This window comes from Hirschia litorea (assembly GCF_042665075.1).
GTDB classification, from domain to species: Bacteria; Pseudomonadota; Alphaproteobacteria; order Caulobacterales; family Hyphomonadaceae; genus Hirschia; species Hirschia litorea.
Map to the genome: position 1 here is coordinate 568,094 of NZ_JBHTBR010000002.1, position 15,434 is coordinate 583,527.

Here is a 15,434-nt window from a genome sequence, read left to right on the forward strand (position 1 = left end):
TAAAAAGCACTTATTAGGAATTGCTTTGGGCAGTTTGCTATTAACAATTGGACGAGTAGTTCAAAATTGTGTCATGGGAAATGTTAAAAGTGTATTCGAATCATCTTGGTGTCGTTCGTCAGGAAACGAAATATCAAACACTTTTTTCCTGTCTTCAAATGAGATTCACTGCGTGGGATGCGTAATGTTTTTCTCTGGAGCGGTATTATTAATTGGCACAATCGGAAGCTCATTATTGTACGCTTCGGCACCACGAAAGGCGCGAACAGTCTACAACACTACTAAGAGGTGAGTACACTCTGTTGTTGGTGAGTGTATCTGAGGTTTTGTTTCTAGTTTTCTTTTTCTGATACTTTTTGTTCAGCAATAGCCTGAACTTTTCCTATATCCATTTTTCCTGAGCCAAGCAGGGGGATCTCTTCTACATAATATAATTTACGTGGCATTGATAACTCGCTGACCCCATGGTTTTGGAGCCAATGCAACATATCCATACGTTCAGCTTGTGGTGTGGTTGTCAGTAAAATGATTTGCTCGCCTTTGCGATCATCTGGCAATACCGCAGCCGCATGCTCAAAATCCGGCCAAATGGATTTGGCGCAATTTTCAACGACAGCTAGTGACACCATCTCACCACCAATTTTAGCAAAACGTTTCAGCCTTCCTCTTATGGTGAGTGATCCATCTTCATCTTGGCTGACAACATCTCCAGTATCATGCCACATATCTTCTACTGGTTGAATAACTTTGGGGTCGTCTACAAAGATGTATCCTTTCATCACGTTTGGACCACTGGCCTTCATTCTGCCGGCGCCGGATATTCCTTCTACTTCTTCAAAATGAAGTTTAACACCTGGAAGAGGTCGGCCAACCGTTCCAGATCGGTTCAAATTTGGCTGGTTTACAGCTAATACAGGGGCGGCTTCAGTTGCACCATATCCTTCAAGTATTTCGATGTTGAATTTTTTCTTAACCAGTTGACGGGTTTCGTCCTTTACGCTTTCCGCTCCGCAGACAACGTAACGCAATTTTGACAGTTCATCATTGTGTGAAGCGCGAGCGTATTGGCTAAGAAAAGTATCAGTCGCAAAAAGAATAGTCGCATTAGTCTCGCTGATTCTTTTCGGAATTTCTTTAATCTGTAGCGGGGACGGGTGAAGTACGACTTTGATGCCACTAAGTAACCCAATAAGCGCACCAGCAGTCAGTCCAAAGCAGTGGAATGTAGGAAGGGGATTGTAGATAACATCGTTCTTCGTGAGCATCCCAGAAACATGCTGAAGAATCTGTTGCACGTTCGAAACTAAATTAAGATGGGAGAGCGCAACCCCTTTAGGAGCACCCTCTGTACCGGAAGTGAATAAAATAACAGCTGTGGAATCCCAATGCGCTTTAAAACGAAACAGTGATGGAAGAATTGGGCCGGCACCGCCGTAGATTTTATCGGTTAGGGACAAATTTTCGCGTACATCTTCAAGGTAAAGGAATTCTACATCTTTATTCAAAGAATCTCGCAAATCGCCCAGATTTGCTTTCTCGATGAACTGAGTAGCGGTTACAATTTTTTTAATGCCCGCAGCCTTGCAGGCCGATTGAATATTGCTTAGCCCAGCAGTGAAATTTAACATTGCAGGCACGCGGCCAAATGCATTTACGGCAAAAAAACTGATGAGCGCGCCAGCACTTGTGGGTAGCATGACCCCAATAGCTTCTTCAGTGTCAGTGTTTTTTGTCAATGCGCTGCCAAGTGCAAAACTTGCGCGCACTAAATCGTCATAGCTAAGCTTGCGGCCATCTGCATCTTCCAACGCAATGGTCTTACCGCCACTTTTCTTTCTTGCTTCTAATAAAGCCCCGAACACATTTTTTTGAGCTTTAGCGACATCAAAATAAGTCTCGAATTCAGACATAATCTACTCCGGTTGGTCGCTATTTAATAAGCTAAATGACGCTGTGACGAAACAAATTGGAAAAACTTCCTCTTGTAATCAACCCCTTTACAGCTTTTAACCTTGATATCTGAATCTTTCAGGAGCATTTTCGGACTATGACAGAATTATTCAACACACTTGAAGGTCGTCGCGCTTCTAAACCTGACGTGCGCCACCCAGAAAAGCAGAAACGTCCGGATACGCCTGTGTTGGCTAAGCCAGACTGGATTCGAGTTAAAGCTCCAATGGGAGCCCAATTTGCTGCAACTCAAAAAATAATGACTGAAGGCAAATTGACGACAGTATGTCAGGAGGCCGGATGTCCTAACATCGGTGAGTGTTGGACAAAAAAACACGCAACCATGATGATTATGGGGGACACCTGTACCCGCGCCTGTGCTTTTTGTAACGTTAGAACAGGTATGCCTAATCCTCTAGATTCAGATGAGCCTCGCCGCGTAGGAGAAGCCGTTGCTCAAATGGGGCTGGAGCATGTGGTTATCACTTCTGTGGATCGTGACGATCTAAAAGATGGCGGTGCTGAACATTTTGCGCAAACGATTCGATCCATTCGAGAGCAGGCACCAAATGCTACAATCGAGATACTGACCCCTGATTTCTTAAGAAAAGGGGAAGCCGCAGATATCGTTATCGACGCTAAACCTGATGTGTTCAATCACAATTTAGAGACAGTCCCGCGCTTATACCTCACCATTCGCCCAGGTTCTCGCTATTATCACTCATTAAAGTTACTTGATCAGGTAAAGCAACGTGATCCCAACCAGTTTACAAAGTCAGGGATTATGGTCGGGCTTGGAGAAAGCAAAGAAGAAGTGATGCAGGTGATGGATGATATGCGTTCTGCCGGCATAGATTTCCTAACCATTGGGCAATACTTGCAACCAACCCGTAAGCACGCAGCTATAGATCGATATGTAACACCTGAAGAATTCCAGATGTACGAGACCATTGCACGTTCTAAGGGGTTTTTGATGGTTTCTGCTAGTCCTCTAACGCGCTCTTCCTACCATGCAGGAGAAGATTTCGCTAAGTTGAAGGCGGCACGAGAAGCAAAGAACGCTAGATAAACTTTCATGTCTTTAGTCAACAAATCAATTGTCGTGCCGTTTAGGCCCGAGCAGATGCTAGAACTTGTTTCCGATGTGCGCTCTTATCCTGATTTCATTCCTTGGATGAGGTCACTTCGGATTGAAAGCGAAGAAGAAAGCACTGATAGTTGGAGCGCGCGTGCGACTGCTGCTGTGGGTTTTAAAGGGTTCTCAGAAAAATTCACGACAGATATAATATCGCGTCCCTTAAATAAAAGCGTGAACGTTGAATTAGTTAAGGGGCCGTTCAAATACCTTCAAAATGCGTGGAGTTTTTACGACCATCCTGATGGTTGTGAAATAAAGTTCAGTATCAATTTTGAATTTTCCAATTTTGTACTTCATGCGTTGATGAAGGCTAACTTTGATCGCGCGGTATCCAAACTTATGGATGTGTTTCTCCAAGAAGCAAGAAGAAGATATGGATAGGTAGTTTTTCCATTATTTCATCAACTGCATTAACATGCCTATGGCATGAATTATTGATTTTCGTCTAACGTTTGAGCGTCCAATATTTCCGAAATTGTATGCTTCCTGAAGGATTTCTCTATCACGACGGATGGCGGCAATATGTACTAAACCGACGGGCTTCATTGGGGTTTGTCCGCCGGGGCCGGCAATACCAGTGATGGACACTGCAAGATCGGCGCGAGAGTGGGCGAGCGCACCTTCGGCCATTGCAATTGCGGTAGGTTCGGATACAGCTCCGAAATCGGCGAGAATATCCCCTGAAACACCAAGCATGTCCTGCTTTGCGCGATTTGTGTACACTACAAACCCTCTGTCTAGGGTTTGTGAAGATCCTGGTATTTCTGTGATCAGTCCAGCTAAAAGACCACCTGTACAGCTTTCAGCTGTTACGAGTTTTAACCTATTCGTTTGCGCGGTGTTCAATAATTGTCGCGCAATCTCCATTAGTTGATCGTCAAACATTAGGCTGTCCTCAAATTGATTTTAATATAGGCAACTATACCAATGGCATTAGTAAAACACTGGCTTGTGCGGCGATACCTTCCTTGCGGCCTGTGAAACCTAATAGTTCTGTCGTGGTTGCTTTGATACTTACTTGGTCTACGTCAATTTTTAGAATGTCGGCGGTTATTTTTTGCATAGCATCGGCGTGTGGCTTTATTTTGGGTGACTCACATATAATTGTTAAGTCTACATTTGCTATTTGAAACCCTTTACTGGCAACCAACTGGGAAGCGTGTGCAAGAAAAACAGCGGAATTTGTCCCTTTCCATTGTGGATCAGTTGGTGGAAAATGGGTGCCGATGTCTCCTGCCGCAAGCGCACCATAAATAGCATCTGTTATTGCGTGCCAGGCGACGTCTGCATCTGAGTGGCCTTTAAGTTTTTGATGATGGGGTAAAAATACACCGCATAAGGTAACGCCATTTCCATTTTCAAAGGCATGAACGTCAAAGCCGGAACCAATTCTTGGGAAAGCGATGGGGGTGTCCTCTTCGTTTGGTAGGAGGCTGGATACGATCTTAAAATCCTCTGGGAGAGTGATCTTCATAAGTTGAGTTTCACCCTCAACCAATTTGATTTTCATACCTATAGATTGAACAGCTTCAAGATCATCAACAAAACTAATGTTTTTACCGTTGTTCGCATCGAAAATCGCTGAAAATCTAAAAGCTTGAGGCGTTTGAATGCGATGAAGCGTAGATCGATCTACATTCCTTAATTCGTTGTCTCTTTCAACGACCTTCACTGCATCGATAATAGGCAGAAAAGGGGCTGCGCCGTCACAATCTTCTAAAGCGGTTAGCAATCGGTTTATAACTGTTTGAGAAAGGCCGGGTCTAGCCGCATCATGAATGAACACAAAATCCGGTGGATCGGATTTGTTTAAATAGTCAAGGGCGTTTCTAACGCTATCAGCACGCTCAGATCCGCCTTCAACGATAATTATATTTGGAAAACGCTCAAGCAGTAGATCTCCATATTCCATGCGAGTTGGGGATAAAACAACGATCGTTTTTTCAAAAATGCCTGATTTTGCAAATGATTTAAGGCTCCAGTCTATAACTGCTTGCCCATTAAGTTCGGCGAATTGTTTGGGGCTGGAAAGTCCAGCCCGCTGCCCTATGCCAGCAGCGACAATGATTGCTGCGTATTGTGTCATCTTTGCTACTGCCTCTTTCTTAATCACTAGAGCAATGTTTGTGCGCTTGATTCATTACATATCATGTATAAAGTGCTCAAAAATTGGGCGAACATCTCAGTGTGGTGTGTAGAATGATTTCTCTTGGTGATGTACATATAGAGGTTCCTGTGTTTTTGGCACCCATGTCAGGTGCAACTGATGCGCCTTTTCGTCGCCAAGCTTCTAAATATGGCGCTCCGGTCGTTGTTACAGAAATGATCGCTGGATCAGAACTTGCGACAGGTCGCCAAGATATGATGTGGAGAATATCAAAACCGGAAGATACATACCCATTTGTCGTTCAATTGGCCGGACGAGATCCTGATTGGATGTTCGAGGCTGCTAAAATATCAGCTGATTCTGGTGCGGATGTCATTGACATAAATATGGGATGCCCATCTCGGCAAGTGACTGGAGGGCAGTCTGGTTCTGCGTTAATGAGAGATCTGGACCTCGCGCGAAAGTTGATAGTGGCTACACGAGAAGGAGGTCAAAAGCCTGTTAGCGTAAAAATGCGTTTAGGCTGGGATGATGACAGCTTAAATTCTCCGGAGTTGGCACAAATATGCGAAGAAGAGGGAGTGCAACTTCTTACCGTTCATGGGCGAACACGCTGCCAGTTTTACGAAGGTATTGCTAATTGGAGCAAAGTGCGTTTCGTAAAGGAAGCATGCAATCTGCCCGTCATAGTCAATGGTGATATTATTGACGCTAGATCTGCGCAATTGGCCAAATTGGAGTCGGGTGCGGATGGCGTAATGATAGGTCGCGCTGCCATGGGACGTCCTTGGTTGTTGGGTGAGATTGCGGCTCAAATTGCAAATAAGCCTTATACGGCTCCATCGTGGCAGGAAAAGTTAGATTCTTTATCTCAACAACTTAGCGATAGCATTGAGTTGTACGGTGAACGTTTAGGGGTGCGAGTGTTTAGAAAACACTTAGCAGCTTTTATCGACATGACCCCAGAACTAAAAATGTCATCGATGGATAGGAAGGACTTACGAGGAAGATTGTGCCGGATAAGTGATGGTGTCGAATTAAAGCGAGACATTTCTTTCCTACAAGCAACACCAATATCAAAAGAATTGCTGAAATCTGCCCAATGAAGATGACAAAACATACTCTCTCGGACCAAATACTTGATACTCTACCTGTTGCCGTTTTTAGTGTAACTGAAGAGAATACGATTGAATACGCTAACCCAATGGCCGAAACGCTATTATGCCAGAGTCTAGCGCTTTTAAAGGGGGCAGCTCTAAGTCAGCTTACAGCACCTGATTCTCCGATAATTGATCTACTCGATAGATCTAAGCGTGTAGGTGGGTCTGTTTTCGCGAGAAATATAGTGCTGTCTGGGCCATATATAAGCCCAGTAAATGTAGATGCGACAGCTGCTATAACGCATGGTGAAGATTTAATCGTGGTGAGCCTTATGCCATCAGGCAACCAAGCTGATCATGATACCAAGAGCCAATCTGCAGCTATGGCGGAAGTTGCTCGTATTCTTGGGCATGAAGTTAAAAATCCATTGGCTGGAATTGTTGGGGCGGCACAATTGCTTGCGCGTCAGGCGAGAGATGATCAGCAGGCAATGTTAACGCTTATTCGTGAAGAGGGTGCGCGAATTGGGCGCCTAGTAGATCGTTTCGCTGCTTTTGAAACATTTTTCAAACCGCGCCCTGTGATGTCAAATGTGCATGAAGTGTTAGATCGAATAATAGAAATGTCCTCCGCAAGTTTTGCTTCTGACATCAAAATAAGTTTCCGGTTTGATCCTTCTCTCCCGGATGTTTATGCGGACCCAGATCACATTCACGAAGCCTGCTTGAATCTTGTGAAGAATGCCGCCGAAGCTATAGGAGATAGCCGAACTGATGGGCACATTCATATAGAAACAAGATACCGTGCAGGTGTTAGCATGCGTCATATTAAAGGTGTGAAGCCAACACGCTCAGGCGCAATTGAAGTGTCTATTAAAGATAATGGGCCAGGTGTACCAAAAGCTGTTGCAGATAAAATATTCACGCCATTTTTTACAACAAAACAAGCCGGAGAAGGTATTGGTCTCACTGTCGTTGCGGAGATCATTTCAGCACACGGGGGATTTGTAGAACTAGACAATTCACCTGCAGGTGCCTGTTTTAAACTTCTTCTTCCAATCTCAAAAACAAAGATATAGAGGCATTGATCCCGTGAGTGGCCCTACAATATTAGTTGCAGATGACGATTCAAGTGTACGTTTGGTGATTAGCCAAACTTTAGCCCAAGAGGGCTACCATGTGCGGTCTACAAACACAGCCTCAACTTTGTGGAAGTGGATTGAGGCGGGGGAAGGTGACCTTCTCATCACTGATGTGTATATGCCGGATGAATCGATATTCGATCTAATGCCCAAAATACGTCAAGCCCGCCCAGAACTTCCCATCATTGTTATAAGTGGGCAAAGCACCGTTCTTACTGCTACAATGGCCGCAGATCATGGCGTGTATGACTATATGCCCAAGCCATTTGATATTGATGCTTTAGCGGTATCTGTAAAACGAGCGCTGCAAAAACGATCGATTAAGGGTATTGAGCCGGCAAGTCGTAAAGCTGAAAAAGACGAAGCTTTACCACTAATAGGTCGCTCAACGCCAATGCAGAATGTGTATCGCGTTATTGCGCGAGTTATGAATACAGACTTGACGGTTCTTATTGAGGGGGAGAGCGGGACTGGAAAAGATCTATGCGCAAGTGCTGTCCATGATTTGGGGAAAAGAAAGAATGGGCCCTTTGTTGCTGTAAGTCTTGCTGCGCTACAAAAGGAGCAGGTCGAGGCGGATTTGTTTGGCGTAGCGAATGAAAATGGCGCATCTACCTCGGGGCGCGTAGGTGAAGCAAATGGGGGAACTTTGTACCTTGATGAAGTGGGAGATATGCCGCTAGAGGCGCAAACAAGACTTTTGCGTTTCCTTCAAGATGGTCAGTATTCTTCCCACGGCGGCGGACCGGTTCGCCAATCTGATGTGAGAATAGTCGCCTCTACTAAGCACGATTTAAGAACATTAGTTGAGCAGGGCTTATTTAGAGAAGACCTGTACTATCGTTTGAATGTCGTATCATTATCTTTACCGCCGCTGAGAGAGCGTAAAGAAGATGTGTTGGAGCTAGCTTCTGCTTTCCTCGTAAGAGCTAAACGTGAAGGTTTGCCGGAAAAGCAGTTGGATAAATCAGCTTTTGATTTGCTTACAGCCTATGACTGGCCAGGAAATGTTCGTGAGCTAGAGAACCTAATTCGCAGACTTGCTGCGTTGAGCCCAGAACCAGTCATTTCGGCCAGAGAAATTGAACGCGAAATGCGCTCAGGCGTGAAGCAGGCTAAAGAGACGGATGCATTTGAGGCTGAAGTTGAAGCGTTATTGGCGCGTCACTTTATGGCAAGGCTCAGTTTGGCAGGAGATGCGGACGGAACTGTGTACCCCAATGTCATTGAGCAGGTTGAGCGGCCTTTATTGAAACTAGCTTTGGCGGCAACGAATGGAAATAAGGTACGCGCAGCGGCTTTATTAGGCCTAAATAGAAACACGCTAAGATCTAAAATTAATAGTTTAGGACTATCAGACGAAGAATAGTAACTCAAACTTCCACACTCTACCTGTACTTTCATTGTCGTTACATTTTTCTATTTACGAAACCGCGTGTTGCGTTTATGTATCAGTGTGCCTCTTTTGCTACAGGTAGAGTACTGAACGCTTCATGCGAACACCAACTATAAAGCTAAAACCGCCCACCAACTTTGGTCCTATAGGGACAGCAGTGTTACGGGGGCTATTTGCTGTCGCTGCTATCGTGGCAACGTTTGCTACATATTTGTCAGTAGCTGATGTCGGCAACACGTCCACAGCAGGCAGCCCCATGATGACATGGCTACTTGTTGGTAATTTGCTCATTATCTTAGTGCTCGCTGCGGCGCTGACAGCCCGTATTTACCGTCTTTTTAAAGAGAACCAGAGCACACAGGGCGGGGCACGTCTTCGTTTGCGGATTATCGCACTATTTGGTCTTGCTGCGATGGTGCCAACGATTATCGCAGCCCTATTGGGAACATTGATTAACCGGAGTGTTGAGAATTGGTTTTCTGGGCGCGTTTCCGCAGTAATTGAAATATCATCAGAAGCAGCAAAAGCCGCTGAAAGTGCTGTTGTGCAGGAGGTTATCAAAAACCTCAGAGAAGCAGCATCCGATTTGAATGGTACCGCAGAAGTACAGGCCTACACTGACGACCCACAACGATATCAGGAATTTTTAGAATTAGAGTCAGGACTTAGGAGCTTACCAACGCTTTACGTGTTTGATTCAGATAGAAATATAAAATATGCGGTCAATAGCGAAAACTCACCTCCATTTGCGCAGATGTCAGAAATGAATTGGCTAGCTGCTCAAAATGGTCAAGTTTCGGTTGAGGTTTCTGACAGCTTGTTGGTGCGTGCCATGATGCGCCTTCCAGCGTATGATGGTGTCTATCTGTACGGTGCTAGCCAAGGTCGTAAGGAAATCTCAGAGCAGTTACGCGCAGCGCAAGCCGCTTTTATGGAGTATCGGGGCGCAGATGCTCGAAAAAATGAGCTGAGAACGGTATTCGTGCTTTCATATATTGAGTCTGCATTGCTTATTCTTCTGGGTACAGCATGGTTAGGGATGTATGCTGCTGGACTAATTGCAAAACCAATTGGTGACTTAGCCGCTGCTGCCCGGGCTGTCAGGGATGGGGATCTTTCAGTTCGGTTAGAGCGTCCTAAAGGGCGGGATGAGATAGATGACCTATCCCAAGCCTTCAACCAAATGACAATGAGATTGTCGCGCCAAAGACGCGACCTTGATTCAGCTAGAATAGAAGCGGAAACTAGGTCTGAATTCATTGAAACGGTGTTGAGTGGGGTGGAAGCTGGGGTTGTTCGTGTCGATTCATCTTTCAATATCACGCTGGCAAACGCATCTGCTAGTAGAATGTTAGGTTTGTCTCCAGAGGACATGAATTCAGTATCACTCGAGCAAATTGCACCTGAATTTTTATCACCGCTTCGCAAAGCCGTTGAGATGCATCACGCAGTAGGGGCTAATATACAGCGCCCATCAGAAGAAGGTGTCCAAGAGATACATGTACGTATTTCTCCAGAGGCTGAACTCGATGGTTTCGTAATTACTTTTCACGACACAACAAGACTTGTGGCAGGCCAAAGACAAGCTGCATGGAGAGATGTTGCAAGGCGCATTGCACATGAAATTAGAAACCCTCTGACGCCTATTCAACTTTCAGCAGAACGTATTCGACGGCGGTTTGGGAAACAAATTACAGTTGATAAAGATACATTCGATAGTTGTACCGATACTATTTTGCGGCAAGTGAGTGATATTGGAAGAATGGTCGAGGAATTTTCGTCGTTTGCAAGAATGCCTAAACCAACCTTGGCTCCATTTGACCTTTGTGACCTTGTTCAGAAAATTGCCTTCGACCAGAGGCTGGCCGCGCCAACAGTAACGATTACTGCTAAAACCCCCTCTACGCCAATATCACTAACGGGTGACGAACGATTACTTGGTCAAGCGCTAACGAATGTAGTGAAAAATGCACGTGAATCAGTTGAGCGTCATATGAATACAGGCGAAATTAAGAGTGGTAGTGTCACTTTGACTATCGAAGTTTTGGACGACAAAGCGCTCCTAATAATAAGAGATACAGGGCAGGGGTTTCCTGTGGAAGAACGGTCGCGATTGCTGGAGCCGTATGTGACGACACGAGAAACAGGTGTCGGACTTGGGTTAGCTATCGTCTCTCGTATTGTTGAAGATCACGGTGGGGAAATTACGTTGGGGGATAATGATCAGGCAGAAAAAGGCGCTAGAGTCGATATCAGCCTGCCGCTTACAATAGACACAGATCAGAAGGAACAAAGTTCCTTTGATGAAGGATTAGTATAATGGCTTATGAAATCTTGGTCGTAGATGACGAAACAGATATTCGCGAACTTGTAGGCGGAATCTTAGAGGACGAAGGCTATAAGGTACGAACCGCCGCCGATGCTAAACAAGCGATGAATGTTGTGAGAGAACGTGCGCCAAACCTCGTCATTCTGGACGTTTGGCTTAAAGGCTCTGAATTTGATGGATTAGAAATCTTATCCATGTTGAAGGAGTTAGATCCGAATATGCCAGTCATTATTATGTCTGGTCATGGTACTGTCGAGACAGCAGTAACTGCTATTCGGAATGGTGCTTATGATTACTTAGAAAAACCTTTTAATTCCGATAAATTGTTGGTGCTTGTTCAGCGTGCATTAGAAGCATCCGAGCTACGTCGGGAGAACTCTCGACTGAAAATGCAAGTAGCATCGAGCGATGAATTGATAGGTGATAGCCATGCAACTCAACAACTTCGCGCTGCGATTGCTAAAGTTTCACCGGCAAATAGCCGAGTGTTGATTTCAGGACCTCCTGGCGTTGGAAAAGAGCTTGTTGCTCGATTGATACACAGTCATTCAGCGAGGAATGATGGTCCCTTCGTCGTTGTCAGTGCGGCAACGATTGCTCCCGAGCGTATGGAATCCGAATTGTTTGGAGAGGAGGATCTTGATGGGCGACCAAGAAAAATCGGCCTATTCGAGCAAGCGCACAATGGAACTTTGCTACTGGATGAAGTGGCAGACATGCCATCTGGTACGCAATCAAAAATTCTTCGCGTCTTAATCGACCAGCGCTTCAAACGCGTAAATGGAAATTCAGATGTTCATGTGGATGTTCGAGTTATTTCGTCCACGGCAAGAAACCTTCAGGAAGAGATTGCTTCAGGCCGTTTTAGGGAAGATCTCTATTACCGTTTAAGTGTCGTGCCAATCGTCGTTCCAGCTTTGGAAAGTCGACGCGAGGATATAGCTGCTCTAACAAAGTATTTTACTCGTCTGATTGGTGAATCTTCCGGTCTCCCTATACGTGTGTTTTCAGAAGAAGCTCTCGCTGTATTGCAATCATCAGATTGGCCAGGAAATGTTCGCCAACTTAGAAACGTTGTCGAACGTGTTTTGATACTTGCGAGCGGTGATGTATCGCAAAAAATCTTACCCGACCACCTTCCTTTAGAGCGAGATTCCGAAGGAAACAACACTGCCTCAATGGATACAATATCTCTTCCACTTCGAGACGCTAGAGAAAAATTTGAGAGAGAGTATTTAACACTTCAAATCACTAGATTTGGTGGAAATATTTCCAGAACAGCTAGTTTTATCGGCATGGAAAGATCAGCTTTGCATCGTAAGCTTAAAGCTTTGGGTGTAGATACATCCTCTGATAAGACATAAGCAAAAGTGTTTGGAGTCTAAGAGATGCGAGTGATCATTTGTGGAGCTGGACGAGTCGGGCAAGGAATTGCTGAACGTCTTTCGCTTGAGCATGATGTGACAATGATTGATGAAGACGCAGCTCTTCTCGAACGTGTTAGCACCAGATTAGATGTAAGGGTTGTTACGGGGCATGCAGCCCATCCGTCCATTCTCGCAGAAGCAGGTGCTGAGAATACGGAAATGATTATTGCCGTAACTCAGATGGATGAAGTGAATATGGTTACCTGTCAGGTAGCTCATGCTTTGTTTAAAGTTACGACAAAAATCGCTCGCATTAGAAGCCAAGCCTATACCAGTCCAGTTTATTCTAACCTCTTCACGCGAGACAACCTGCCAGTAGATATGTACATCTCTCCTGAAGCTGAGGTTAGCGAATCTATACTTCAGGGGTTGTTGACTCCAGGTGCTTTTCTGAGTGCGGAACTTGGAATGATGGAAGGGCAAAAAGAAGGCCTTGTTCGTTTGCTCGGTGTTGAAATTACAGACCGCTCATCAGCGATGGCAGATCAACGTTTGGAAGAAGTTCATGCTTTGGTGCCTGAAAGTGGTGCCCGCATAGTTGGGATTGGTCGAGACAAACGTCTGTTTGCGCCCAAAGAAGATTTAAAGATGATGGTTGGAGATCGTGTATACTGGGTCATTCCCACCGATCGTGTTCATCATCTCTTTGAGATACTCAATTTAACTGAAGACCTTAGCCGACACGTCGTTATTGTAGGCGGTGGGCATATAGGCTTGAATGTCGCAAAACAATTGGAGCTTCCCTTAAAGAAGGGCTCTAAAAGGAGTGGCGATAGGGTCAAAAGCAGTGTCCGCGTTCGCTTAATTGAAAAAGATACCAAAACAGCAGAACGCGCTGCTGAAGCTTTGGAAAGAGCCATCGTATTACATGGCGACGGTCTAAACCCGAATCTTCTCGAGGAAGCAGGGGTTTCGGAGGCCGATCTTGTAGTCGGACTGACTAACGATGACAAAACAAACCTTCTTCTTGGTGCGCTATCTAAGAATATTGGTGCCAAAAAAGTTATTTCTCTGGTAAACGAACCTGACCTAGCAAACATAAGAAGTAATGTCGGTATTGATGTATTAATCGACCCACGCTCCATTACGGTCTCGAAAATTCTTCTGAAGTTACGTCAAGGACGCTTAAGCAATCTAAAAACTCTTGAAAACGGTGCTGCTGAAGTAGTTGAAGGTGTCGTTAAAGAGACAGCCCAATTGGTTGGCATGAGCCTCGTAGATGGTGAGTTACCCGAGGGAATAAAAGCGGGTGCGCTTATACGCGACGGTGTCCCAATCGACCTTTCTGAAAGGGTGAAAGTCCAAGATACAGTAGTGCTGTTTTCCGAGAAAGATATGTCTAGGAAAGTTGATCTGCTATTTCGAGTTAAGCTTGATTATTACTAAGATAAAGAAGACATATTTTGAATACTTCAAGCGTCCTCAAACAACTTAGCCTAATGGCCACGATAATCGGGGGATTAGCGTTGTTATGTGCTTTATTCTCTCACTATACGGGAGATGAAGCATCTGCTCGCGGTTTCCTATTATCAGGAGTGATTGGTGCGCTTATTGGCGGCTCTATACTAATCCTACTTTGGGACGTGCCCTCTAGGACAAGCGCGAGAGAAGGGTTGTTGTTTGTCATTGGGTTTTGGGTATTGATGCCAATTATAGCAGCACCGCCTTTTTGGTCATCGGGTGTTTCAAGTGATTGGATTCAAGCTAGCTTTGAGGCTGTGTCAAACCTCACAACGACAGGGGCAACAGCAGGTGATGCGACCCAACCAGAATCCATTCGGTATTGGCGATCTATTCTACAATTTATCGGAGGTGTCGCAGGCGTTATAATGGCTGTCGTAGTCTTGGCAGCGCTAAACCTAACAGGGCCTGGTGTACATAAATCACATCTACTTACCTTGGCTAAGGATGACATGTTTGGCCGTATTGGTCGAATAACAATGACTGTTGCAGCAGTTTACGGCGTGATGGCGCTCTTTGGTACGATCTCAATAGCTGCATCTGGGGCAGAACTTATAGATGCAGTAACACGAAGTGTTGCCGCTATATCTACCAGCTCTACGTTAAGAGGGGTGGCGGGAGCATATGCTTATTCTCCCTTTGCTGCTGGGATTATTACTTTCCTTCTTTTTGTGGGCGCAACAAATATTGCACTCCACACTGATATATTGCGGCAAAAAAGTTGGAAGGTTTATGTCAAAGATATAGAAATTCACGCTTTGATTTTAGGTATAATTATCTTTGCTGCATTGCTTTCTATCATGAACAATAGATTGGACCTTCGCTACCTAGTAGAAGCTTTGTCCTTTATCTCAACATCTGGATTAAACGTTACTGGCTCTATAAGTGTGCTGGACACACTTCCTCAGCCCGTCCCAGATCTTTTCGTTTTTGTAGGGGCTTCGGCTTTATCGACTGCCGGTGGTTTAAAAATCACGCGCGTAATCGTTCTCATGAGTCGCGCACTTACGGAATTTCGGCGCCTATCTTTTGAAAACTCAACCGCAACTTTAAAATATCAAGGTCGCGGTCGAAAAGATAATATTGTTGTTGGAGTTTGGGTCTATCTGATTGCTTATATCGGGGCGACCATCATCATAGGTATGCTGTTAGCATTGTCAGGCGTTGATGCAGAGACTTCCTTTAGAAGTGCAATTGGTGCGATTTCCAATACTGGCCCACTTGTTGACAGCGCTGTACTTGATCAATCTCCTAGTTCGATCACTCTGGTCCTATTAAGCTTAGGCTGTATTCTGGGAAGAATTGAAGTCTTAGCTTTAGCACCATTGTTTTCTCGTGATTTTTGGCGCAAATAGAAACTGACTATGGCTGAGACGAATCATAC

The 15,434-nt window shown here is 45.0% G+C and carries 12 protein-coding genes; 9 read left to right on the forward strand and 3 right to left on the reverse strand.

The features are described 5' to 3' along the window. Positions 1–332: 332 nt before the first annotated feature. Positions 333–1,910: an AMP-binding protein gene (locus tag ACFQS8_RS02765; protein WP_382165487.1), complete on the reverse strand. Its 1,578-nt coding sequence runs from the start codon at positions 1,908–1,910 to the stop codon at positions 333–335. Between the two features lie 137 nt (positions 1,911–2,047). On the opposite strand from ACFQS8_RS02765, the gene lipA reads away from it, so the two are divergent. Together lipA and ACFQS8_RS02775 are read left to right on the forward strand one after the other, a co-directional pair. Beyond that, a complete protein-coding gene (gene lipA / locus ACFQS8_RS02770; protein ID WP_382165488.1) occupies positions 2,048–3,019 on the forward strand; it encodes a lipoyl synthase in 972 nt (323 codons plus the stop codon). Positions 3,020–3,025: 6 nt separating this feature from the next. Next, positions 3,026–3,469 (forward strand): type II toxin-antitoxin system RatA family toxin, encoded by a 444-nt coding sequence (locus ACFQS8_RS02775; RefSeq protein ID WP_382165490.1) that lies wholly within the window; start codon positions 3,026–3,028, stop codon positions 3,467–3,469. A gap of 12 nt (positions 3,470–3,481) precedes the next feature. On the opposite strand, the gene ACFQS8_RS02780 is transcribed toward ACFQS8_RS02775, so the two are convergent. Both ACFQS8_RS02780 and ACFQS8_RS02785 read right to left on the reverse strand, forming a co-directional pair. Continuing rightward, positions 3,482–3,973 carry a CinA family protein gene (locus tag ACFQS8_RS02780; RefSeq protein ID WP_382165492.1) on the reverse strand — a complete coding sequence of 164 codons (492 nt, stop codon included), beginning with the start codon at positions 3,971–3,973 and terminating at the stop codon, positions 3,482–3,484. A 34-nt stretch (positions 3,974–4,007) separates the two neighbouring features. After that, positions 4,008–5,174: a bifunctional 2-C-methyl-D-erythritol 4-phosphate cytidylyltransferase/2-C-methyl-D-erythritol 2,4-cyclodiphosphate synthase gene (locus tag ACFQS8_RS02785; RefSeq protein WP_382165493.1), complete on the reverse strand. Its 1,167-nt coding sequence runs from the start codon at positions 5,172–5,174 to the stop codon at positions 4,008–4,010. Between the two features lie 113 nt (positions 5,175–5,287). On the opposite strand from ACFQS8_RS02785, the gene dusB reads away from it, so the two are divergent. From dusB to ACFQS8_RS02820, 7 genes are all read left to right on the forward strand, one after another. Beyond that, entirely contained in the window at positions 5,288–6,301 is a 1,014-nt protein-coding gene (dusB, locus tag ACFQS8_RS02790; RefSeq protein ID WP_382165495.1) for a tRNA dihydrouridine synthase DusB, read from the forward strand. Further along, the gene (locus ACFQS8_RS02795) at positions 6,298–7,374 is read left to right on the forward strand and encodes a two-component system sensor histidine kinase NtrB (protein ID WP_382165496.1); all 1,077 of its coding nucleotides are present in this window, start codon (positions 6,298–6,300) and stop codon (positions 7,372–7,374) included. The genes dusB and ACFQS8_RS02795 overlap by 4 nt, the downstream gene beginning before the upstream one ends. Before the next feature lie 13 nt (positions 7,375–7,387). Beyond that, entirely contained in the window at positions 7,388–8,806 is a 1,419-nt protein-coding gene (locus ACFQS8_RS02800; protein ID WP_382165498.1) for a sigma 54-interacting transcriptional regulator, read from the forward strand. A 124-nt stretch (positions 8,807–8,930) separates the two neighbouring features. Further along, the gene (locus ACFQS8_RS02805; protein ID WP_382165500.1) at positions 8,931–11,153 is read left to right on the forward strand and encodes a sensor histidine kinase NtrY-like; all 2,223 of its coding nucleotides are present in this window, start codon (positions 8,931–8,933) and stop codon (positions 11,151–11,153) included. Further along, entirely contained in the window at positions 11,153–12,526 is a 1,374-nt protein-coding gene (gene ntrX, locus ACFQS8_RS02810) for a nitrogen assimilation response regulator NtrX (protein WP_382165502.1), read from the forward strand. The genes ACFQS8_RS02805 and ntrX overlap by 1 nt, the downstream gene beginning before the upstream one ends. Before the next feature lie 24 nt (positions 12,527–12,550). Beyond that, positions 12,551–13,975 carry a Trk system potassium transporter TrkA gene (trkA, locus tag ACFQS8_RS02815; RefSeq protein ID WP_382165504.1) on the forward strand — a complete coding sequence of 475 codons (1,425 nt, stop codon included), beginning with the start codon at positions 12,551–12,553 and terminating at the stop codon, positions 13,973–13,975. A 17-nt stretch (positions 13,976–13,992) separates the two neighbouring features. Then, entirely contained in the window at positions 13,993–15,405 is a 1,413-nt protein-coding gene (locus tag ACFQS8_RS02820; protein WP_382165508.1) for a TrkH family potassium uptake protein, read from the forward strand. Positions 15,406–15,434: the final 29 nt, after the last annotated feature.

Excerpts from the sequence above, each read along its gene's own strand:
- ACFQS8_RS02765 (WP_382165487.1), bottom strand. The coding sequence starts at position 1,910 with ATGTCTGAATTCGAGACTTATTTTGATGTCGCTAAAGCTCAAAAAAAT.
- lipA (WP_382165488.1), top strand. The coding sequence starts at position 2,048 with ATGACAGAATTATTCAACACACTTGAAGGTCGTCGCGCTTCTAAACCT.
- ACFQS8_RS02775 (WP_382165490.1), top strand. The coding sequence starts at position 3,026 with ATGTCTTTAGTCAACAAATCAATTGTCGTGCCGTTTAGGCCCGAGCAG.
- ACFQS8_RS02780 (WP_382165492.1), bottom strand. The coding sequence starts at position 3,973 with ATGTTTGACGATCAACTAATGGAGATTGCGCGACAATTATTGAACACC.
- ACFQS8_RS02785 (WP_382165493.1), bottom strand. The coding sequence starts at position 5,174 with ATGACACAATACGCAGCAATCATTGTCGCTGCTGGCATAGGGCAGCGG.
- dusB (WP_382165495.1), top strand. The coding sequence starts at position 5,288 with ATGATTTCTCTTGGTGATGTACATATAGAGGTTCCTGTGTTTTTGGCA.
- ACFQS8_RS02795 (WP_382165496.1), top strand. The coding sequence starts at position 6,298 with ATGAAGATGACAAAACATACTCTCTCGGACCAAATACTTGATACTCTA.
- ACFQS8_RS02805 (WP_382165500.1), top strand. The coding sequence starts at position 8,931 with ATGCGAACACCAACTATAAAGCTAAAACCGCCCACCAACTTTGGTCCT.
- ntrX (WP_382165502.1), top strand. The coding sequence starts at position 11,153 with ATGGCTTATGAAATCTTGGTCGTAGATGACGAAACAGATATTCGCGAA.
- trkA (WP_382165504.1), top strand. The coding sequence starts at position 12,551 with ATGCGAGTGATCATTTGTGGAGCTGGACGAGTCGGGCAAGGAATTGCT.